The 21,001-nt window shown below is 68.4% G+C and carries 20 protein-coding genes and 1 tRNA gene; 17 read left to right on the forward strand and 4 right to left on the reverse strand.

What is annotated here, in order from left to right; all coding sequences use genetic code 11:
• The first annotated feature begins 11 nt into the window (after nucleotides 1-11).
• The 3 genes from ACQ4LY_RS10230 (at nucleotide 12) to poxB (ending at nucleotide 4,691) form a co-directional block, all read left to right on the forward strand.
• Nucleotides 12-1,478, forward strand: coding sequence for an NAD-dependent succinate-semialdehyde dehydrogenase (locus ACQ4LY_RS10230; protein ID WP_056312776.1), 1,467 nt, complete (start codon nucleotides 12-14; stop codon nucleotides 1,476-1,478).
• Between the two features lie 26 nt (nucleotides 1,479-1,504).
• Nucleotides 1,505-2,869, forward strand: coding sequence for an NAD-dependent succinate-semialdehyde dehydrogenase (locus tag ACQ4LY_RS10235; protein ID WP_431071146.1), 1,365 nt, complete (start codon nucleotides 1,505-1,507; stop codon nucleotides 2,867-2,869).
• 97 nt (nucleotides 2,870-2,966) lie between these two features.
• On the forward strand, nucleotides 2,967-4,691 hold the full coding sequence (gene poxB, locus ACQ4LY_RS10240; protein ID WP_431071148.1) for a ubiquinone-dependent pyruvate dehydrogenase: 1,725 nt from the start codon (nucleotides 2,967-2,969) through the stop codon (nucleotides 4,689-4,691).
• A 128-nt stretch (nucleotides 4,692-4,819) separates the two neighbouring features.
• Here the strand turns inward: poxB and ACQ4LY_RS10245 are convergent, their stop codons facing one another.
• Both ACQ4LY_RS10245 and ACQ4LY_RS10250 read right to left on the reverse strand, forming a co-directional pair.
• Nucleotides 4,820-7,618 (reverse strand): hypothetical protein, encoded by a 2,799-nt coding sequence (locus ACQ4LY_RS10245; RefSeq protein ID WP_431071150.1) that lies wholly within the window; start codon nucleotides 7,616-7,618, stop codon nucleotides 4,820-4,822.
• Nucleotides 7,619-7,645: 27 nt separating this feature from the next.
• Entirely contained in the window at nucleotides 7,646-9,469 is a 1,824-nt protein-coding gene (locus tag ACQ4LY_RS10250; RefSeq protein WP_431071152.1) for an HSP90 family protein, read from the reverse strand.
• A gap of 192 nt (nucleotides 9,470-9,661) precedes the next feature.
• On the opposite strand from ACQ4LY_RS10250, the gene ACQ4LY_RS10255 reads away from it, so the two are divergent.
• The 8 genes from ACQ4LY_RS10255 to ACQ4LY_RS10290 all read left to right on the forward strand — a co-directional run bounded on the left by ACQ4LY_RS10255 (nucleotide 9,662) and on the right by ACQ4LY_RS10290 (nucleotide 15,229).
• Nucleotides 9,662-9,734: transfer RNA gene (locus tag ACQ4LY_RS10255), tRNA-Trp, on the forward strand.
• 39 nt (nucleotides 9,735-9,773) lie between these two features.
• Nucleotides 9,774-10,046, forward strand: coding sequence for a preprotein translocase subunit SecE (gene secE / locus ACQ4LY_RS10260; RefSeq protein ID WP_056514052.1), 273 nt, complete (start codon nucleotides 9,774-9,776; stop codon nucleotides 10,044-10,046).
• A gap of 41 nt (nucleotides 10,047-10,087) precedes the next feature.
• Complete coding sequence (gene nusG, locus ACQ4LY_RS10265) at nucleotides 10,088-11,131, forward strand: transcription termination/antitermination protein NusG (protein WP_431071154.1); 1,044 nt, start codon at nucleotides 10,088-10,090, stop codon at nucleotides 11,129-11,131.
• A gap of 507 nt (nucleotides 11,132-11,638) precedes the next feature.
• Nucleotides 11,639-12,070, forward strand: a complete 432-nt coding sequence (gene rplK / locus ACQ4LY_RS10270) for a 50S ribosomal protein L11 (RefSeq protein WP_056312763.1) — start codon at nucleotides 11,639-11,641, stop codon at nucleotides 12,068-12,070.
• A gap of 11 nt (nucleotides 12,071-12,081) precedes the next feature.
• Nucleotides 12,082-12,771 (forward strand): 50S ribosomal protein L1, encoded by a 690-nt coding sequence (rplA, locus tag ACQ4LY_RS10275; RefSeq protein ID WP_400865858.1) that lies wholly within the window; start codon nucleotides 12,082-12,084, stop codon nucleotides 12,769-12,771.
• Between the two features lie 162 nt (nucleotides 12,772-12,933).
• On the forward strand, nucleotides 12,934-13,752 hold the full coding sequence (locus ACQ4LY_RS10280) for an amino acid ABC transporter substrate-binding protein (protein WP_431071156.1): 819 nt from the start codon (nucleotides 12,934-12,936) through the stop codon (nucleotides 13,750-13,752).
• 3 nt (nucleotides 13,753-13,755) lie between these two features.
• Nucleotides 13,756-14,421 (forward strand): amino acid ABC transporter permease, encoded by a 666-nt coding sequence (locus ACQ4LY_RS10285; RefSeq protein ID WP_431071158.1) that lies wholly within the window; start codon nucleotides 13,756-13,758, stop codon nucleotides 14,419-14,421.
• On the forward strand, nucleotides 14,408-15,229 hold the full coding sequence (locus ACQ4LY_RS10290) for an amino acid ABC transporter ATP-binding protein (RefSeq protein WP_431071160.1): 822 nt from the start codon (nucleotides 14,408-14,410) through the stop codon (nucleotides 15,227-15,229). The genes ACQ4LY_RS10285 and ACQ4LY_RS10290 overlap by 14 nt, the downstream gene beginning before the upstream one ends.
• Before the next feature lie 18 nt (nucleotides 15,230-15,247).
• Here the strand turns inward: ACQ4LY_RS10290 and ACQ4LY_RS10295 are convergent, their stop codons facing one another.
• Nucleotides 15,248-15,922: a LysE/ArgO family amino acid transporter gene (locus ACQ4LY_RS10295; RefSeq protein ID WP_431071162.1), complete on the reverse strand. Its 675-nt coding sequence runs from the start codon at nucleotides 15,920-15,922 to the stop codon at nucleotides 15,248-15,250.
• Between the two features lie 70 nt (nucleotides 15,923-15,992).
• Here ACQ4LY_RS10295 and ACQ4LY_RS10300 point away from each other — a divergent pair, with 70 nt between their 5' ends.
• The 6 genes from ACQ4LY_RS10300 (at nucleotide 15,993) to ACQ4LY_RS10325 (ending at nucleotide 20,227) form a co-directional block, all read left to right on the forward strand.
• A complete protein-coding gene (locus ACQ4LY_RS10300; protein ID WP_431071164.1) occupies nucleotides 15,993-16,868 on the forward strand; it encodes a LysR family transcriptional regulator ArgP in 876 nt (291 codons plus the stop codon).
• Nucleotides 16,869-17,117: 249 nt separating this feature from the next.
• Nucleotides 17,118-17,741 carry a SipW-dependent-type signal peptide-containing protein gene (locus ACQ4LY_RS10305; protein ID WP_431071166.1) on the forward strand — a complete coding sequence of 208 codons (624 nt, stop codon included), beginning with the start codon at nucleotides 17,118-17,120 and terminating at the stop codon, nucleotides 17,739-17,741.
• Nucleotides 17,742-17,743: 2 nt separating this feature from the next.
• Nucleotides 17,744-18,361 carry a SipW-dependent-type signal peptide-containing protein gene (locus ACQ4LY_RS10310; RefSeq protein WP_431071168.1) on the forward strand — a complete coding sequence of 206 codons (618 nt, stop codon included), beginning with the start codon at nucleotides 17,744-17,746 and terminating at the stop codon, nucleotides 18,359-18,361.
• A gap of 41 nt (nucleotides 18,362-18,402) precedes the next feature.
• On the forward strand, nucleotides 18,403-19,032 hold the full coding sequence (locus ACQ4LY_RS10315) for a signal peptidase I (RefSeq protein WP_431071170.1): 630 nt from the start codon (nucleotides 18,403-18,405) through the stop codon (nucleotides 19,030-19,032).
• Complete coding sequence (locus tag ACQ4LY_RS10320) at nucleotides 19,032-19,688, forward strand: hypothetical protein (RefSeq protein ID WP_431071172.1); 657 nt, start codon at nucleotides 19,032-19,034, stop codon at nucleotides 19,686-19,688. The genes ACQ4LY_RS10315 and ACQ4LY_RS10320 overlap by 1 nt, the downstream gene beginning before the upstream one ends.
• On the forward strand, nucleotides 19,685-20,227 hold the full coding sequence (locus ACQ4LY_RS10325) for a hypothetical protein (RefSeq protein WP_431071174.1): 543 nt from the start codon (nucleotides 19,685-19,687) through the stop codon (nucleotides 20,225-20,227). The genes ACQ4LY_RS10320 and ACQ4LY_RS10325 overlap by 4 nt, the downstream gene beginning before the upstream one ends.
• 34 nt (nucleotides 20,228-20,261) lie before the next feature.
• On the opposite strand, the gene ACQ4LY_RS10330 is transcribed toward ACQ4LY_RS10325, so the two are convergent.
• Entirely contained in the window at nucleotides 20,262-20,954 is a 693-nt protein-coding gene (locus ACQ4LY_RS10330; RefSeq protein WP_431071176.1) for a YqaJ viral recombinase family protein, read from the reverse strand.
• Nucleotides 20,955-21,001 lie beyond the last annotated feature (47 nt).

Raw genomic sequence — 21,001 nt, forward strand, 5'->3', positions numbered from 1 at the left:
AAAGAGATTCCATGAGCACTCAGACAGAGCAGGCGCTGCTCGACAGCATTCCCACCGGCCTCTTCATCGGGGGAGAGTGGATCGACGGCGAGACCGGCGGCACGTTCGACGTACAGGACCCGGCGACCGGTGCGGTCATCCGCACGATCGCAGATGCGACCCCCGCTGACGGCATCCGCGCCCTGGATGCGGCCGTGGCCGCGCAGGACTCATGGGCCGCCACCGCTCCGCGCACCCGCAGCGAGATCCTGCGACGCGCGTTCGACCTCGTGCAGGAGCACAAGGAGGACCTCGCGCTGCTGATGACGCTCGAGATGGGCAAGCCGCTCGCCGAGGCACGCGGAGAGGTCGCCTACGGCGGCGAGTTCCTTCGGTGGTTCAGCGAAGAGGCGGTGCGCATCAGCGGTCGCTACGGCATCAACCCCGAGGGCACCGGCCACATGGTCGTCTCGCAGCGTCCGGTCGGACCGTCGTTCTTCGTGACGCCGTGGAACTTCCCCTTCGCGATGGCGACGCGCAAGATCGCTCCCGCTCTGGCCGCCGGCTGCACCGTGGTCATCAAGCCCCCGGCACTCACCCCGCTGACGACGATCTTCTTCACGTCGCTGCTCGAGAAGGCAGGGCTCCCCGCCGGCGTCGTCAACGTCGTGCAGACATCGAAGTCCTCGGCGCTGTCCGCGCCGATCATCGCCGACCCGCGCCTGCGCAAGCTGTCGTTCACGGGGTCGACCGAGGTCGGCCGCAAGCTCATCGCGCAGGCCGCCGAGGGCGTGCTGCGCGTCTCGATGGAGCTGGGTGGCAACGCCCCGTTCGTCGTGTTCGACGACGCCGACCTCGACAAGGCGGTGGACGGCGCGCTGGCTGCGAAGTTCCGCAACATCGGGCAGGCGTGCACGGCGGCCAACCGCTTCATCGTCCACAAGGACGTCGCCGAGGAGTTCGCCCGCAAGGTCACTGAGCGCGTCAACGCCATGAAGATCGGCCGCGGCACCGAAGAGGGCGTCTCGATCGGACCGCTCATCGATGAGGGAGCCGTCGCCAAGGCGGGCGAACTCGTCGACGACGCCGTCGAACGCGGCGCGACACTGCTCGCCGGCGGCAAGGCGCTCGAGGGAACCGGCACGTTCTACGAGCCGACCGTCCTCACCGATGTCGTCGCCGGCTCGGCGATCCTTCGCGAGGAGATCTTCGGACCGGTGCTCGCGATCGCGACCTTCGACACGGAGGACGATGCGGTGCGTCTCGCGAACGACACCGAGTACGGCCTCGTCTCGTACGTCTTCACCGAGAACCTGCAGCGCGGCCAGCGCATGATCGACAAGCTCGAGACCGGCATGATGGGTCTCAACGTGGGCGTGGTGTCCAACGCCGCGGCCCCCTTCGGCGGCGTCAAGCAGTCCGGCGTCGGCCGCGAGGGCGGTCTCGAGGGCATCCACGAGTACCTGTCCACCAAGTACACGCTGATCCCGGTCTCCTGACCGGTCGGCCCAGAGGAGGAGAGAGCATGACCGATTACGCCGTCATCAACCCCGCCACCGGAGAGACGCTGGCGTCTTTCGACACCTTCACGGATGCGCAGATCGAGGCGGCGATCGCTGCCGCCGACGAGGCGCACCGCGAGTGGTCCCGCTCGTCGACCGTGGCTGAGCGCGCAGCGCTGCTGCGCCGTGCGGCCGAGCTGCACCGCGAACGCCGTGAGGAGCTCGCAGACGTGTTCGTCCGCGAGATGGGAAAGCCCCGCGAGGCCGCGCTCGGCGAGGTCGACTTCGCCGCCGACATCGCCGAGTACTACGCCGACCAGGCCGAGGAGATCATGGCCGACCAGCCGATCGCCATCCTCGGAGACGGCACGGCGATCGTCCGTCGCTCGTCGCTCGGACCGCTCGTCGGCATCATGCCGTGGAACTTCCCGGCATATCAGATCGTGCGTTTCGCGGCGCCGAACCTGATCGTGGGGAACACGATCCTGCTCAAGCCCGCACCGCAGTGCCCCGAGTCGTCGACAGCTCTCGAGGCGATCTACCACGACGCAGGATTCCCGAAGGGCGCATACCAGAACGTGCTCGCGACGAACGACCAGATCGCCGACATGATCGCCGACCCTCGCGTGCAGGGAGTCTCCCTCACGGGATCCGAGCGCGCCGGTGCGGCGGTCGCCGAGATCGCCGGACGCAACCTCAAGAAGGTCGCGCTGGAGCTCGGCGGGTCCGACCCGTTCATCGTGCTCTCGACCGACGACCTCGACGCCACCGTGCAGGCCGGCGTCGACGCACGTCTCGACAACAACGGCCAGGCCTGCAACGGCGCCAAGCGCTTCATCATCGTCGACGGTCTCTACGACTCGTTCGTCGAGAAGTTCACCGCCGCGATGGCGTCGGTGACGGCGACCGACCCGATGCTGGACGACACCGTGCTCGGCCCGGTCTCGTCCGAGACGGCGGCCGAGAACCTGCAGAAGCAGATCGACCAGGCCGTCGAGCAGGGTGCCACCCTTCTCACCGGCGGCACGCGCGATGGCGCGTTCTTCGCTCCGACCGTGCTGGCCGACGTGACGCCCGAGATGAACGTCTACCGCGAGGAGCTCTTCGGCCCCGCGGCCGTCGTCTACCGGGTCGCCGACGAGGACGCCGCGGTCGCCCTCGCGAACGACACCACCTTCGGCCTCGGGTCGTACGTCTTCACGACCGACGCCGAGCAGGCCGAGCGCGTCGCCGACAACATCGAGGCGGGCATGGTCTATGTCAACCTCGTGCTCGCCGACAGCCCCGAGCTGCCGTTCGGCGGCATCAAGCGCAGCGGCACCTCGCGTGAGCTCGGTCACCTCGCGGCCGACGAGTTCGTCAACAAGAAGCTCATCCGCATCGGCTGAGCGACGCGCACGACAGGAGGGGCGGATGCTCCGGCATCCGTCCCTTTCTCGTCCCCGGCCCGGGGCGCACCGCACCCGGCGGGCGTAGGTTGGAAGCATGGCAACCGTCGCAGCGAACATCGTCAAGACTCTCCGCGCGAATGGGATCGACCGTGTCTACGGCCTCCCTGGTGACTCCCTCAACGGGTTCACCGATGCGCTCCGCAAGGACGGCGGCATCCGATGGGTGCACGTGCGACACGAGGAGTCCGCGGCCTTCGCGGCGGCTGCGGACGCGGCGCTCACGGGCGACCTCGCGGTGGTGGCCGGTTCGTGCGGCCCCGGCAACCTGCACCTGATCAACGGACTCTACGATGCCAATCGCTCGCGGGTGCCGGTGCTGGCGATCGCGGCCCACATCCCGACCACCGAGATCGGCACCGGCTACTTCCAGGAGACCCACCCGCAGGAGCTGTTCCGCGAGTGCAGCGTCTACGTCGAGTACGTCGCCGACCCCAAGCAGATGCCCCGCCTTCTCGAGATCGCGATGCGCGCGGCGATCGAGCAGCGGGGCGTCGCCGTGCTCGTCATCCCGGGCGATGTCGCGCTGGCGGAGATCCCCGACGACCGTGCCGTCGTCATCGAGCGCGCGCGCCCGGTGATCGTGCCGAGCGATGACGAGCTCGAGCGCGCCGCGACCCTGCTCAACGCCTCGAAGAAGACCACGATCCTCGCCGGCGCGGGCGTCGAAGGCTCGCACGACGAGGTCATCGCCCTGGCCGACAGGCTCGGCGCTCCGATCGTGCACGCCCTCCGAGGCAAGGAGTTCATCGAGTACGACAATCCCTTCGACGTCGGTATGACCGGACTTCTCGGCTTCGCCTCGGGTTACCGCGCGATGGAGGCGGCCGACACCCTTCTGGTGCTGGGCAGCGACTTCCCGTATGAGCAGTTCTACCCAGAGCACGCCACGACCATCCAGGTCGACATCCGCGGCTCGCAGCTGGGCAGACGGCATCCGCTCGATCTCGGTCTCGTCGGCGACGTCGGGGCGACCGCTGCCGCCCTGTTGCCTCGGCTCGCGGCGAAGAGCGATCGCGCCCACCTCGACGACTCGACAGCGCACTACCGCAAGACCAGGGCGAAGCTCGACGACCTCGCGACGCCGACGAAAGCCGGTCGTCCCATCCACCCGCAGTACCTCGCCAGGCTGCTCGACGAGCAGGCGTCGGATGACGCGATCTTCACGGCCGACGTCGGATCGCCGACCGTGTGGGCGGCCCGGTACCTGTCGATGACCGAGAACCGTCGACTGATCGGCTCGTTCACGCACGGATCGATGGCCAACGCGCTGCTGCACGGCATCGGCGCGCAGGTCTCGCACCCCGACCGGCAGGTGATCGCCCTCGCGGGTGATGGCGGGCTCGCGATGATGCTGGGGGAGCTGCTGACCCTCACGCAGAACGGGCTGCCGGTGAAGACGATCGTCGTGAACAACTCGTCGCTGAACTTCGTCGAACTCGAGATGAAGGCCGCCGGCTTCGTGAACTACGGCACCTCTCTCGACAACCCGAGCTTCGCGGCGATCGCCGAGGCCATGGGAATCTTCGCGCGCCGAGTGGAGAACAGCGAGGATCTTCCGGATGCTGTGCGCGAGGTGCTCTCTCACGACGGCCCCGCCCTGCTCGACGTCGTGACGGAGCGGCAGGAGCTGTCGATGCCGCCGGCGATCGAGGCCGCGCAGGTCAAGGGCTTCGCGCTGTACGCGATCCGCACGGTGATGTCGGGCAAGGGAGACGAACTGCTCGACCTCGCGAGGGCCAACTGGCGTCAGTTCCTCTGAGCCTCGGCATTCCGTCGCCCGCGCGCTTCGCCGGTCCGATCGCGCTTCTCAAGTCCGATCTCGCATGATCCGGACTTACGAGGCGTGATCGGACTTGTGAGGCGCGCGCGGCGCGGCTCGCGATCGAGTCAGCTGTCGAGGAGCGCCCGCGCCTGGGCGGCCTCGACGTGACGGCCCAGTGCTTCGAGCACGTCGCCCAGCTCGAGCGCCGACACCTGGCGGAGCGGCGGATGCTCGGCCGCGTGCTCCAGCGCGCTGCGGTAGATCGGCACGGCATCCGCGGCGCGCTCGTCGCCCGCGAGCAGCCGAGCGGCGAACAGCTCGGAGCCGCCGGCGGAACCTGCATCCCCGATCGACGCGAACCCGTCGGCAGCGGTCAGAGCCGCGGCCACGGCCTCGTCCGTGCGGCCGAACTGGGCGAGCGCGCGGCCGCGCGAGTCGGTGACGTCGGCGAGCAGCCAGCCCGCCTCGTGCTCCTGCGCGAGCGCTGCCACCTCGTCGAAGAGGGCGAACGCGCGGTCGTCCTGTCGCGCGCCGTACGCCTGACCCAGGTTGTGCAGCACATCGGCGAGGGCGCCGACGGCATCCGGCGCCTTGCGGACGATCCCGGCTGCCGTCTCGAGCGATTCGATCGCCTCGTCGTTCTCTTCGAAACGGGCGAGGATCTTCGCGCGCTCGGTCAGCGCCACGGCTTGGTCTGCGTGCTCCTCAGCCTCGCCGAAGAGCTGCGCGGCGTATCCGTAGGCGCCGACGGCCTGCCCGAACTCCCCGGATGCACCCAGTGCGCGGGCGAGGAGGGATGCCGTCATCGCGCGTGATGCGGGGTGCACCTCGGCCTGCTCCTCGCTCTCAAGCACCTGTCCGAACAGCTCAGCAGCGACCTCGGCCTCGCCTGCTGCGAGCATGGCCCGCGCGAGACGGAAGTCAGCGCCCGCCTGATCGCCGCCCTCCTGGGCGACGAGACGCGAGGTGACGCGGTAGCGGGTGACGGCCTTCTCGGGGTCGCCCGCGTCTTCCCAGAGCGCTCCGGCGAGCAGGTGCGCCGCAGCCAGGGCCTTGGTCGCTCCGAGGCTCGCCAGCAGGCGTGATGCCTCGTCGGCATCCGCCGCACCCTCCACGAACGCCTCGCTGCCCCCGCGCACTCTGGCGCGGGTCTGCAGGGCCTGCGCCCGGTGTCCGATGCTGAGGTCGTCCTGAGCCAGGAACCGATCGAGCAGGGCGGATGCCGCCTCGATGTCGTTCTTCTGCAGCACGGCGGCGATCGCGATGAGCGTCGTGGTGTTCGACAGGCGCGCGTCGGCGGCCTCGGCGAATGCGCGGGCGGCGATCTCGGCCATGTCGAGGGCGGCGCCGGGCTCCTCGGCGTGCATGTGCAGCGAGGCGCGGCTGATCGCGAGGTCGCCGCGCGACCAGGCGGGAAGCGCAGCGGCGGTCGCGAGCTCGTCCTCGAGGGCGGCCGCCGCGTCGGGGGTGTTGAGTCCGAAGGTCGCGAGGCCGAGCCTCTGCTCGAGGTCGGCCTGCGCATCGAGCCCTGCGGCCCGCAGCGCATCGATCCGTGACGGGAGCAGCTCGGCGGCTTCGTCGGCGCGATCGAGCGCGATCAGGATGCCGAGGCGCATCGACATGAGCTGGGCGAGCTTCGACGGATCCTCCACGTCGAGAGCGTGGGGAAGTGCCAGCAGCGTCTCGTGCTCGGCCCCGAACTGAGCGAGGTCCATCACGCGGTCGAACCAGGCATCGGCGTCGGCGGGAATCGTGGCGTCGGGGGCAGCGGTGAACGCATCCGATCTGATCGGGACGTCGTAGTGCTCGGTCGAGAGCGCACGTATGCGGGCCAGTGTGCGCGAATGCCCCTCGGTGCCGTCTCGCCGGTCGAAGTCGGCACCGATGCGCTCTGCGGACGCCCAGGCGGCGACCGCGAGGTCGGCGGCGCCCCAGGTGCCGTCGTGCTCGCCGAAGAAGGCGGTGAGTGCAGGAGCGTCGGCTCCTCGCACCGGGGTGTCGCCGTGGCCGGTCGCCGCCACGCGGTCGAGCGCGAACCCGATTGCGGCGAGGGCGGCGAAATGCGCGTCGACGTTGAGACCGTCGTGTGCGAGCCATGAGATGTGGCGCTCGACCTGGGCGAGAGCACGCGCCTCGTTGCCGGTCAGCGCCGAGAACACGATGTTGTTCGCGACGATCCGCAGGTTGTCGGGGTTGTCCTTCGCCAGGCGGTAGCTGCGAAGGTGCGCGCTCTTCGCCTCGTCGAACCGCCCGGCGCGCAGGTACGGCACGAGCACCCGTGAGAGGGCGTGCTCGGGCTCTTCTCCGCACGAGAATCCACCCTCGAGCATCTCCTCGACGAGTCGGATCGCCTCCGCATCGCGATCGGTCTCGGCGAAGAAGCCGGCGGCCTGACTGCGGCCGCAGGCGTCGCAGTGGCTGTGGTCGTCGCGGGGAGTCGCCTCCAGCTGCACGCGCAGCGCCTCGGCCTCTTCGATGCGGCCGGCATCCCAGGCATCCTCGAACCGCGCGGTGAGCACTCCGCTGAGACCGAGTCCTGCCGTGCGGTAATGCGCCTCCATGTCATCGAGAACCGCGGCGATCTGCTCGACCGAGAACGCGGGAGAGGACCGCAGCGACGACGCCATCCACTTGAACTGCCACATCAGGTCGGCGCCGCCGTACTCCAGATCGGCGGGGAAGCGCTGCGGGTCGGCGTCGTGCCGGGCGAGGCACCACGCGAACGAGTTCAGCATCACATCTGTCGCGCCGTTCATGTTCGCCGATGCTGTCTGGCGCATGCGGGCCTCGTACTCGAGCCGCTCGTCGCCGAGTTCGACGGCGAGGGCGACGGCATCCGCGACCAGCGCCTGCTCGGCGGGGCCCCACGGGGTGCGGTCGATCTCCTCGATGAGCTGCGTGAAGCGCTTCTGCGGACGTGCCATGCGGGGTTCCTTCGGACGGAGTGCGGATCAGAGCGCGTCGCCGAAGGGGAGCGAGTCCTCTTCGATGCCGGCCGAGAGTGAGACGAGGTCGGCGAGCGCCGTGGACATGAGAGCGCGGTCAGCGTCCGAGAGCGGATGGTGCCCGGACAGGAGCGCCTGGATGTAGAGCAGCTGCACCGTGCGGGCGAACACCGCGTCGTCCTGCACCCGCACCAGGGCGCGCACGACCCGGTTCGACCAGTTCAGACACAGGCGGGCGCTCAGATCGTCGTCGCGCGATGCAGAGAGCGTCGAGTCGATGCGGTCGAGCACTCCGCCCCACAGCGAGCCGGTGATGCCCTTCGTGCGGCCGCGGTCGATCTTTCGCAGCACCTCGGGGTCGGCAACGTAGAGGGCGGCGAGTTCGGGCTGGTCGATCGAGCGCACCATGACCGAGCAGCCGGATGCCGTCAGCACGCCGCCGGCGCGAGCCTCGAGCGCCATCGCGGCGTCACGGTCGTCGAGGGGCGGCGGATCCAGTCGGTCGAGCTCGCCGGTCACGTCGACGAGCTCGACGGTGGTCTGCGGGTAGAGATCGGGGAGCATCCGCACGAGGTCGGCGTCGTACAGATAACCGCCGTTGACCAGCACTTCGGAGCTGGGGGAGATTCCCGCGACCTGACGGAACTCGTCGACCGACGGGGCGAAGCGCACGTGCGGATACCGCTCCACGAGATCGCCGATGCGCATCGTGCCGTGGGTGGTCTCGAGAGTCAGCCAGCGGGTGATGAACCGCGCGAGCTCCTCATCGTGACGAACCAGCGATTTCAGCCCCACCTCGTGGATCGCGACGAACTGCGCGAGCCGGTGCGGCTCGCGCAGGCCCAGCTCGAGCACCCAGCGACGGATGCCGGCGCCGAACTGCTCGCGCACGCGCTCCAGCGCCGCGTCGTCGACCAGGGACTCGCGGCTCGCAGTCGGCGCGAGGCCGGTCGAATCGACGACCGCGCGCACGAAGAAGGCCCACTCCGGAAGCACGTCGTCGATGCGCTCGCCGAGCAGCATCCTGCCGAGGTACATCCGTGTCGCCTGCCGCGCGCCTGGGGGCGGAGCGTAGGGGAGCACATAGGCGAGGCCGTGGGTGCCGGTCGCGGGCTCGGCGAGCTCGATGACATCGAGCGGCGAGGCGCCGAGGAGGTCACGCCCGTACTGGACCGCCTCGTCGACGTTCTCCGCCGCATCGAGGAAGGGTGCGCGGCGGGTCACGTCGACGTCGCCGTGCGGGGAGTCGATCGTGACCCGTACGGGGAGGAACTCTGCGAACGTCGTGGCCAGCTCGCGAACGGCCGCGGGGCGCAGCAGGTCGTCGGAGTCGAAGCGGGGCACCAGGTGCACGCTCGTGCCGATCGGCAGGTCGTCGTCGATCTCGACGACGCGGAACGTGCCGTCGGCGCTGCCCGTCCACTCGACGGCCGAACCGCCACGTGCGCTGCGCGAACGGATCACGATGGTGTCGGCCACCATGAAGCAGCTGAGCAGGCCGATGCCGAACTGGCCCAGGTAGTCGCTGCGGGGGAGATCGAAGATGTCGCGCTTCGAGCTGCGCCCCACCGTCGCGAGCAGATCGGCCACCTCTCCGGCGGTGAGCCCCACGCCGTCGTCTCGCAGGACGAACTCGCCGGAGGCCTCAGTCAGCGGGGTGATGCGGATGCGTCCGCCCTCGCCGTCGACCTCGCCTCGGGCCGTGATGGCGTCTCTGGCGTTCTGCAGGAGCTCCCGCAGATACACGCGAGGGCTCGAATAGATGTGGCGACTCAGAAGGTCGACGACCCCGCGCAGGTCCACCTGGAACTGCTGCACCTCAGCGCTCACTGCGCTCCCTCCGGTTGCATCCGCCCGCCGAGCCTAACAACAACACCCCGGCCCGACCCGGTTCGGCACCTGGCGGAGGATGCCGTATGCTTGACGAGCAGTTGTTGTCTGCATTCTTTCGCCGTGCCCCGGTCCTTCCGGTCCGGTTGCGGTGGCAGGATGAAGATGACACCCCGAGACCTCCCGGTCTCTAGGGCGGTAGCTCAATTGGCAGAGCAGCGGTCTCCAAAACCGCAGGTTGCAGGTTCGATTCCTGTCCGCCCTGCGCGTCAGCACACGCTGACACACGAAAGGTACATTCAGGATGGATCAGGACGAACCGCGCGGCGAGGTCGTCGCGTCAGGAGCCACCCGCGAGAAGAAGCGTGGAATCGCAGGCTTCTTCGGGAGCATCGCCCTGTTCTTCCGTCAGGTCATCGCAGAGCTGCGCAAGGTCGTCACGCCGACCCGCAAGGAACTGGTCAAGTTCACCGCGGTGGTGCTCGTCTTCGTTCTGATCGTCATGGGCATCGTCTACGGACTTGACACCCTGTTCGCCTGGGTGACGCACGTGGTGTTCGGAGTCCCGGGCGCCTGACGCCCTCGCGGCTCCGGCCGCAGTGATTGGAAAGAAACAACGTGTCTGAACGATATTCCGACGACGCCGACTGGGCGACGGCTGCCGAGCAGTCCAGCGAAGAGGACGAAGCCCAGGAGGGCAACGTTCTCGCAGCGGAGGAGAACTCGGTCACCTCGGCCGAGCACGTCGCCCTCCACATCGAGGACGTCGACGGCGAGGACGAGTCCGACACGCAGGACGACAGCGACATCGAAATCGACGACCCGGAGGCTGACGCGATCGTGAACGACGCTCTCAATCTGGACGAAGCGGCTGAGTCTGAGGCTGCCGCTGAGGTCCTCAACGACTCTGTGGCGGAAGAGACCGCCGAGCTCGAGGCCGCTGAGGCCGACGAGGTCACCCCGTACGACGGCCCCGACCTCGGCTCTGATGACGAGCAGGGCGACGAAGACGCCGAGTCCGACGACGACGACGCCGAGGAAGACCCGTACGAGGCGTTCCGCCTCGACCTGCGGATGCTCCCGGGCAAGTGGTACGTCATCCACTCGTACGCCGGTTTCGAGCGCAAGGTCAAGGCGAACATCGAGCAGCGCAAGTCGACGCTCGAGGTCGAGGACGAGATCTACCAGATCGAGGTCCCGATGGAGGACGTCGTCGAGATCAAGAACGGCCAGCGCAAGATGGTCACCCGCGTGCGCATCCCGGGCTACGTGCTCGTGCGCATGGAGCTCACGGAAGACACCTGGTCTGTCGTACGCCACACGCCCGGTGTCACCGGCTTCGTGGGCAACGCCCATAACCCGACCCCCCTGCGTTTCGAAGAGGCCTTCAACATGCTGAAGTCCCTCGTCGAGGTCAAGGACGCTCCGACCGCGAAGAACATCGCGTCGAAGGGCGGCGTCGCCGTCGCTCGTCCGCTGCCGGCCGAGGTCGACTTCGAGGTCGGCGAGACCATCACGATCAAGGAGGGCTCGTTCGCGGGTCTTCCCGGCTCGATCAGCGAGATCAAGCCCGAGAGCGGCAAGCTCACCGTGCTCGTGTCGCTCTTCGAGCGCGAGACCCCGGTCGAGCTCTCGTTCGATCAGGTCACCAAGATGGTCTGACACACGGATTCACGAGAACGGCCGTCCCATTCGGGGCGGCCGTTCTCGCGTTCCCGGCCCGAGCGCCGTCGCGCTCGGTGCGGGGTCACTTCTGCATCCGCGGGTCGGTGCGGGGTCATTTCTGCATCCGCGGGACCGTGCGGGGTCACTTCCGCATCCGAATCGGGCCGTTCGGGTGCGCTATTGGCCTCGCGCGGCATCGGGGCCGTGCGGGGTCACTTCTGCATCCGCGGGTCTGTGCGGGGTCACTTCTGCATCCGCGGGTCTGTGCGGGGTCATTTCTGCATCCGAATCGGGCGATTCGGGTGCGTTTCCGGCCCCGCCCGGGTTCCGCACCGGCCCGACCCGGCGCTGCCTGAGGCGGCAGTAGTCCGCGTGGTCGCAGATCAGGTAGACTTGTCTGGTTTGTGTGCCGCTTCGGCGTGCGCGCAGACGACCGCAGCCCGGAGATGCCGGGTTCGCGGGAGAGCGGATGCATCCGCATCTGTTCGATGAAAGGAAGAGGATATGGCACCGAAGAAGAAGGTGACCGGCCTGATCAAGCTTCAGATCAACGCCGGTGCAGCCAACCCGGCGCCGCCGATCGGCCCCGCGCTCGGTCAGCATGGCGTCAACATCATGGAGTTCTGCAAGGCGTACAACGCCGCGACCGAGTCGCAGCGCGGCAACGTCATCCCCGTCGAGATCACCGTCTACGAGGACCGCAGCTTCACGTTCATCCTGAAGACCCCGCCGGCGGCGGAGCTCATCAAGAAGGCAGCCGGCGTGCCCAAGGGCTCGGCGACGCCTCACACGGTCAAGGTCGCGAAGATCACCAAGGACCAGGTCCGTCAGATCGCCGAGACCAAGCAGGCCGACCTGAACGCAAACGACATCGAGGCCGCCTCGAAGATCATCGCCGGCACCGCCCGTTCCATGGGCATCACGGTCGAGGGCTGAGGAGAATAATCATGGCTACGAAGTCCAAGGCATACAAGGCTGCCGCCGAGAAGATCGAGGCAGACCGTTTCTACACTCCCACCGAGGCTGTCGCTCTCGCCAAGGAGACCGGCTCGTCGAAGTTCGACTCGACCGTCGAGGTCGCGCTGAAGCTCGCGGTCGACCCCCGCAAGGCAGACCAGATGGTGCGCGGCACCGTCATCCTGCCCCACGGCACCGGTAAGACCGCCCGCGTCATCGTCTTCGCCACCGGCCCCGCGGCCGAGGCAGCGATCGCCGCAGGTGCAGATGAGGTCGGCGGCGCCGAGCTCATCGAGAAGGTCGCCGCAGGCTGGACCGCGTTCGACGCGGCCGTCTCGACCCCGGAGCTCATGGGCCAGGTCGGTCGTCTCGGAAAGGTCCTGGGTCCGCGTGGACTCATGCCGAACCCGAAGACCGGCACCGTGACCCCCAACACGGCCAAGGCCGTCGAGGAGATCAAGGGCGGAAAGATCGAGTTCCGCGTCGACAAGCACGCCAACGTGCACTTCGTCGTCGGCAAGTCGTCGTTCTCCGCTGAGCAGCTCGACGAGAACATCGGCGCAGCGCTCGAGGAGATCGTCCGCCTCAAGCCGTCGAGCTCGAAGGGCCGTTACATCCAGAAGGGCGCCGTGTCGACCACGTTCGGCCCCGGCATCCCGCTGGACGTCAACTCCATCTGAATGTGATTTCTGAAAGGCCCCCGCAGTATGCGGGGGCCTTTCTGCATCCCCGGGACGACATCGAGCGTCATCCGATGTTGGGATGCGGAGCGGATGCCACGTACTGTGGGTGAGTTCCGCGCCACAGCACTCGCGCCTCATACCGCACCCCAGGAGGGTCACATGTCCCGTCGCCTCATCGCCGTCACCGCATTGGTCGTCGCCGCCGCAGCACTCACCGCCTGCAGCGGCAGCACCGCGCCCGCCGAGAGCAGCTCGAGCGAAGAGGGCGCGGGCGACGGATTCGGTCTCGTCAAGGACGGCGTCCTCACGGTCGCCACCGAAGGCACCTACCGTCCGTTCAGCTTCCACGCCGACGGCGGCACGGGAGATCTCACCGGCTTCGACGTCGAGATCATCCAGGCCGTGGCCGAGAAGCTGGACCTCGAGGTCGAGTTCCAGGAGACCCAGTGGGATGCGATCTTCGCCGGCCTCGACGCGGGGCGCTTCGACGTGATCGCGAACCAGGTCAGCATCAACGACGAGCGCGAGGAGAAGTACCTGTTCAGCGCACCGTACACCGTCTCGCCCGGCGTGATCGTCGTCCCCGAGGATGACGACTCGATCTCGTCGTTCGACGACCTCGAAGGCAAGACCACGGCGCAGTCGCTCACGAGCAACTGGTATGAGCTGGCCACCGAATCGGGCGCCACGGTCGAGGGCGTCGAGGGCTGGGCACAGGCGGTCGAGCTCGTGCGCCAGGGTCGCGTCGACGCCACCGTCAACGACAAGCTGACCTTCCTCGACTACGAGACCACCAACAGCCCCTCCGGACTCAAGATCGCCGCCGAGACCGACGACGCCGGTGAGCAGGCGTTCGTGTTCACGAAGGACAAGACGTCTCTCGTCGAGGCGATCGACGGGGCTCTCGAAGAGCTCCGCGCCGACGGCACCCTGGCGGAGATCAGCGACAAGTACTTCGGCGAAGACGTCACGCAGTAGCGCATGGACAATCCCTGGCAGCTGTTCCTCGACTCGCTCGGGCCCATCGCTCTGGCGGGGGTGACCGTGACGGTTCCGCTCGCGCTGATCTCGTTCGCGGTCGGTCTGGTGATCGCGGTCGGCGCTGCGCTGATGAGGATCTCGGTGAATCCGATCGTCTCGGGCATCGCGCGGTTCTACATCTCGGTGATCCGCGGTACGCCGATGATCGTGCAGCTGTTCGTGATCTTCTACGGCCTCGGGTCGATCGGGCTCAAGATCGATCCGTGGCCGAGTGCGATCATCGCGCTCTCGCTCAACGTGGGTGGCTACGGGGCCGAGGTCGTGCGGGCCGCGATCATCTCGGTGCCGAAGGGTCAGTGGGAGGCGGCGTACACGGTCGGCATGAACCGTACGCGCACGTTGACGCGCATCATCCTGCCGCAGGCCGCCAGGGTCTCGGTGCCGCCGCTGTCGAACACCTTCATCTCGCTGGTGAAGGACACGTCCCTCGCGTCACTGATCCTCGTCACCGAGCTGTTCAAGGTGGCGCAGCAGATCGCGTCGGCGACCCTGGAGTTCATGGTGCTCTATCTCGCCGCAGCGCTGGTGTACTGGGTGCTCTGTCTCGTGCTGTCGTTCGGGCAGAGTGCGCTCGAGAGGAGGCTCGACCGAAATGTCGCCCACTGACCCCACCGGCTCGAGAGAGCCCACGACGGACGCCCTGCTGACCGCCCGCGACCTGCACAAGCGCTTCGGTGACAACGAGGTGCTCCGCGGCATCGACCTGACGCTGCACCGCGGCGAGGTCGTGGTGCTGATCGGGCCGAGCGGATCGGGAAAGACGACGGTGCTGAGGGCCCTCAACGGCCTCGAGACGCCGGACTCCGGCACGATCGTCGTGGCCGGGGGACCCGACATCGACTTCGCACCGGACGCGCCGGTGAAGCCCCGCCTGCGCAAGCAGAAGCGTCTGGCGCTGCGCGACCGTTCGGCGATGGTCTTCCAGCATCACAATCTCTTCCCACATCTCTCGGTGATAGAGAACGTGATCGAGGGGCCGTGGCGCGTGCAGGGACGGCCGAAGACCGAGGCAATCGCCGAGGCGCGCGTGCTCCTCGCCAGGGTCGGACTCGCAGACAAGGAGAACGCGCGCCCGCACGAGCTCTCCGGCGGGCAGCAGCAGCGTGTCGGCATCGTCCGCGCGCTCGCATTGCGCCCCGACCTGCTGCTGTTCGACGAACCGACCAGCGCGCTCGACCCTGAACTCGTCGGCGAGGTGCTGCTCGTGATCAAGGAGCTGGCAGACGAGGGCTGGAGCATGGTGGTCGTCACTCACGAGCTGAGCTTCGCGCGCGAGGCGGCTGACCGCGTGTTCTTCATGGACGCGGGCGTCGTCGTCGAAGAGGGGCCGCCCTCCGAGATCTTCGGGGCTCCGCAGCATGAGCGCACGCAGAGATTCCTCACCCGCATCCTGCGTCCGCTCGACGGGGACTGACGACCGGTCGGATTCGGATCAGGGCACGATCACCGGCAGCACCAGGCTGACGGCGAGCGTGATCATCACGACGGCGATCAGCGCGTCGAGGATGCGCCATGACCGCTCGGTGCGCAGCCAGCGTCCGACGTAGCGGGCGCCGAAGCCGAGGGCTGTGAACCACAGGACGCTGGCGGCCATCGCACCGGCCGCGAACAGCCAGCGTTCCTCGCCGTGGGTGGCGGCGATCGAGCCGAGCATCAGGACCGTGTCGAGGTAGACGTGCGGGTTCAGCCAGGTGAGCGCGAGCACGGTCGCGATCACGGGCACGAGAGAGGTGCGGGTGGCGGTGCGAGTGGTGGTGGCGGTGCGCCCGGCAGTCGGAGTGGAGGAGATGCCATCGGCAGAGTCCGTGTCAGTTCGCAGCTCCTCGCCGCCGCGCCATGCACGGCGCGCGGCGATGACGCCGTACGCGAGCAGGAACAGCGCGCCGGCCCACCGGGCCACGACCACGAGCCAGGGGGCGGCGGAGATGACGAAGCCGAGCCCGGCGACGCCCGCGGCGATCAACAGCGCGTCCGAGAGGGCGCAGATGACCACGACAGGCAGGACATGCTCGCGGCGGATGCCCTGGCGCAGCACGAAGACGTTCTGCGCGCCGATTGCGACGATCAGGGAGAGGCCGAGTCCGAGGCCTGCGAAGACGGAGAGCATGGTTCCACGCTAGGCATCATCGGACATCAGCACCAGCGAGGATAACTACTGAACCATTAGCATGATTAATGTGAAGATCGATCCCGAGCTTGCCGCGACCGTTGCCGCCGTCGCGGACGAGGGAACCCTCGACGCGGCATCCCGAACGTTGCGGGTGACTCCGTCGGCGGTCAGTCAGCGACTCAAGGCGCTCGAGGAGCAGCTGGGGCGCGTGCTCGTCGTGCGCACGAAGCCGGCGCAGCTGACAGAAGCAGGAGAGGCGGTCGTCCGACTCGCGCGACAGATCGCCCTGCTCGAGCACGATGCCCTCGCCGGGTTGGGGCTCGAGGGCGGTGAGGCTTCACGCACGCGCATCCCTCTCGCGGTCAACGCCGACTCGATGGCGACCTGGTTCCTGTCCCCGCTCGCGCGGCTCTCGGCGGCACATGACCTCGACTTCGATCTGCATCGGGATGACCAGAACTTCACCGCACGGCTCCTCGAGTCGGGCACCGTGATGGCGGCGGTCACGAGCGAGGCCGAGCCGGTGGCAGGATGCTCGGTCGCACCGCTCGGTGTGCTCGAGTATCACGCGATGGCCGAGCGAGGCTTCGTCGAGCGCTGGTTCCGCGGCGGCGTGAGTCCTGACGCTCTCGCGACGGCGCCGTTCGTGGACTTCGATCGCCGTGATGCTCTGCAGCACGAATGGCTCGCCTCCATGGGCGTGCCGCATCAAGGAGTGCCGAGGCACTATGTGCCGGCCTCCGCCGACTATGCGCTGGCGGTGCGCCTCGGACTGGGGTGGGGCATGGTGCCGCTGCTGCAGCGCGAAGACGGGCTGGTGCCTCTCGGCGGTCCGCCGCTGCGAGTGCGCCTCTACTGGCAGCAGTGGAACCTGCGCTCGGCGCTGCTCGACACGATCGCCGCCGAGATCGCGGACGAAGCGCGGCGGGTTCTCGCGAGCTGACGGCGACCAGAGGATGGTCGGCTCGGAGCGGGGGTCGACGGACCTCATCCGCTCGACAGGTTCGCCAGACACCTGGACGTTTATTGCGCGAATAACGCAGTAAATGTTCAATCGTGATCCCGGTGCCCTTGATTTGCGCGCACACGTGGACAAAACTGACCCGAACGAACTGAACATGTGGATGCGGGCCACTGAGGGGCGGCCATTCCCAGGCATCCGCGCGTCGGAATTCCTGAGGGGGAATGTGCAATGTCAACGAAGGACACGCAACGCAAGGTTCTCGCAGTGCTGGCCGGAGGGCTCGTGCTCGGTGTCGGAATCGGGGTGACCCTCGCGGCGTGGAACGACTCGGAGTTCGCGACCGGAACCTTCACCGCCGGATCGTTCAATCTCGAAGGATCCACCACCAGCGCGACCACCGGATACGACGACCACAACGCCGACAACGGCGACACCGCGGCATCGCTCGTGTTCCAGCTCCCGGCCGTCGCCTCGTCGATGTCGCCCGGCGACGTCGTATACGCGCCGTTCTGGGTGCGCCTCGACGCCACGACGACCAACTCGGCCACGCTTCTGCCCGCAGGGATCAGCGCAGGCACGGGCGGCAACGAGGCGAACCTGTCGTACACGGTGACGGCCATCGCCGCCGGCGACACCTGCGGTGCCGCAGCGACCGGGACCGTCGTCGCGAGTGGCACGACGCTCAGCGCCCAGACCGGCGCCACATCGGTGCCGCTCGCCGAGGGCGCTCCGGCCGGAACCGCGGGGACACCTGTGCAGCTGTGCTTCGCGGTGACCGCCGGCGCAGGGCTCACCCAGGGCGCTGCCGCGACCGCGACGTGGGAGTTCACCGCCACCTCGACCGCGGACTGATCATGGCCGACACCCGCAGAAGCATGCGGGAGGGGAAGCGACTGCTCTCCCGTCGGATACGAGCCCTGCTCGCGGGCGGGCTGGTGTTCGGCGTCGGTGCGACGATGACGCTCGCCGCATGGAACGACTCGGAGTACGGCAACGCGACCTTCACCGCCGGACGGTTCGACATCGTCGGGGCCACGGATGGCACGACGTTCTCGAGCCACCCCGTCGGCACCCCGGCCGCACTGTCGTTCAGCGCGCCCTTCAGCGCCATGGCACCGGGCAACACGGTCTATGCGCTGTTCAGCGTGAGGACGGCGAATCCGTCGGTCGCGGGCACGCTGCAGCTGAGCGTGACGTCCACGGCCGGCACCGGGCTCGGGACCTACCTCCGCTACGGCGTCCGCTCGATCGCCGGGACGACGTGCAACGGCACCACCTACACGTCGGGCACCGCCGTCGTGCCCGACAACTCGACGATGGCGACAGGGGGGACCGGCACCCAGGCGGTCGCAGCGAACGGAGGCACGACCGTGAACTACTGCATCGCGGTCACGCTGCCTGCAGCGACCGACAACGGTGCGCAGGGCCTGACCGCGATCCAGACGTGGCAGGTGGCCGGCACCTCGTCGTGACGGCGGCGAACGGCAGCACGAGAGAAGCGGAAGGGACGTCGATGAGCACACCGACGAGGCGAAGCCTGCGCGAGCAGGCCGCGTTCGACCGCGAGTCCGCGGGCCCGACCGGCGCTCAGGTGCCGTCGGGCGCGGCGAGAAGGGCACGGAGAGGCATCGGTAGGATGCTCACCGACGTGCTGTTGTGGATCGCGGCGATCGCCGGAGTGGTCTGCATGCTCCTGGTCGTGCTCGCGCTCACGGTGAACATCACCCTCATCATGTTCCGCACCGGATCCATGTCCCCGACGATCCCCGCCGGATCCGTGGCCGTTGTGCAGGAGGTCGCGGCATCCGACATCGAGGTCGGCGACGTGGTCACGGTCGACCGTGTGGGCGACCTGCCGGTCACTCACCGCGTCACCTCGATCTCGCCGGGGGCGAGCGACGCCGAACGGGTGATCACCATGCGCGGAGATGCCAACGCCGGCGATGATCCGTACCCGTACACGGTGCAGACTGTGCGGGTCGTGCTGTTCTCGGTGCCGGGGATCGCGTCGGTGATCGTCGCGATGGGCAACCCCTACGTACTCGGTGCGCTCACGATCGCGGCGACGGCGCTCGTCGTGTGGGCGTTCTGGCCGCGCTCGTCGAATTCGCGGCACCGAGCCACGTCCGAGGAGCACCGCTGATGACGCGGCGGGCCGGAAGACCGCTGGTCGTCTCGGCGCTCGTCGTCGGCTTCGTCGTCGCGGCGACACCCGCCTGGGCGGCGCCCTCGACGCAGGTCGTTCAAGGCGACGTGCTCCGTCTCGTCTCCGTCGCCGACTGGGATGCCGCGTCGAGCCTGCTGCCGGGACAGCCCGTGCAGTGGGATGTCACCGTCAGTGCCGAGGCTCCCGATCCGGGGACCGTGACGGTGGGCATCAGCGCGAGCGGCGACGCGGCTCTGGTCGTCGACGCTCTCGAATGCGCGCAGGGGTGGGACGCGAGCGGATGCGCGGGGGGAGCGGTGCCGCTGAAGACCGACTGGGCGATTCCGCGTGACGGCCTCGAGGTGCAGCTCCTCGAGACCGCCGACACCGAGGTCGCCCATCTGAGATTCGTCATCGCGCTCGCCGGAGACGAGCTCGGTAGCACGCAGGTGCGGGTGCACGCACGGGGTGCGGGGGAGTCCGCCGTGATCGGGCCGGACGGCGGCGGGCTCGCGACCACCGGCATACCGCCGATCACACCCTGGTTCGTCGCCGGAGGGGCCGTCCTGGTCTGCGCGGGACTCGCATCGATCGCCGTGCGTCGTCGTCGGGCGCTCGCTCGCGCGGGCCTCGTTCACGAGGGCGGATCATGACTTTTCGGCGGCGGCATCGCGTCCTCGCCGGCGTCGCCGGCGTGGCGCTGCTCGTGGGAATCGGGATCGCCCCGACAGCTCAGGTGACGGATGCCGCGTTCACCGACCCTGAATCCGGCCGGGCCACGATCACCGCGTTCGACGTCCCCGAACCGGTGAGTTCGCAGACGCCGGGGTGCGTGGCGAGCAGCGGCCTGCTCGGGGCGAACCCGATCGTCACGATCTATTGGCGAGTGCCGGTCGGCGTCACCGGGTATTCACTGACCACTACCGAGTTCGGTCTCGCGAACAACCAGGGCCTGCTCGAACCGGTCCTCAGCAACCTGTTGCAGAACGTGAGCACGACGGGAACCACGACTGCGTATGTCACGGTGATCAATGGAGCGTTGCTCGCGAACATCCTCGGTGGTTCGAAGACGCTCGGCATCCGCTTCACTGGGCCCGGCGGGTGGGAATCTGACTGGCTCGTCGCGTCGGCGTCGTTCGGCCTGCTGGGCGCGAACCCTCAGTGCGTGATGAGCACGGCGCCCAGTCCGTGAGTCGATGGGGGCCCTCGGACGCGGTGCGGTCGGTTCAGTCGGCCAGGGCGAGCGCCCGGAAGGCGTCGCGCTCTCGGAGCTTCTCGCGACGGCTGGCGGCGGCAGCCGCCGTGGCATCCGCTATGCGTGTCGGCACCTGCATACCGGTCGTGCGCCGGTACAGCTCGTCGATCAGATCGGTGGCGAGGCCGATGAGCTTCGCGATCTCGCGGTCGTCGCGATCGATCCACACGCAGCGGGGCTCGTCGTGGATGGGGGAGAAGTCGACATGCTCCTCCCACACGAACAGCGTGCGCTCGGCGCCGAGCACGTGCTGCTGCCACCAGATCTGGCGGAGGTAGGTGCGCGGGATGCCTCGGAAGGCCTTGTTCGTCGTCTTGATCTCGGCGAGCTTGACGCGTCCGTCGGCGTCGACGGCGATGCCGTCGGGGGTCGCGAGGTGGCGGTGCTCGACCTCAGCGCGGAAGAGGGCGGATGACGGAAGGATGCCGTGCGTCGCGGCCACCCACGCGGCGATCTCCGGCTCGCGGCGTCGTCCGTGATCGGTGTACGCGTTGCCGCCGAAGCGGGGGCCGCCGCCGAGCTTCGAGTCGGCTGCGCGGATGATCGACTTCTCGCTGGTGAGCCCTGCCACATCTGTCGCGGTGATCCCGCGCGAGCGGGCCCGCATCCAGGCCACGCGGTCGCGGGAGTCAGCCACGATGCGAGCTTGGAGTTCCGGGGTCACCTATCGAGCGTAACCCCGGTCGCGGACTCTCACTCCCGCACACGCCG

The organism is Microbacterium phyllosphaerae (assembly GCF_050628115.1).
In the GTDB taxonomy this organism is placed as follows: domain Bacteria; phylum Actinomycetota; class Actinomycetes; order Actinomycetales; family Microbacteriaceae; genus Microbacterium; species Microbacterium phyllosphaerae_A.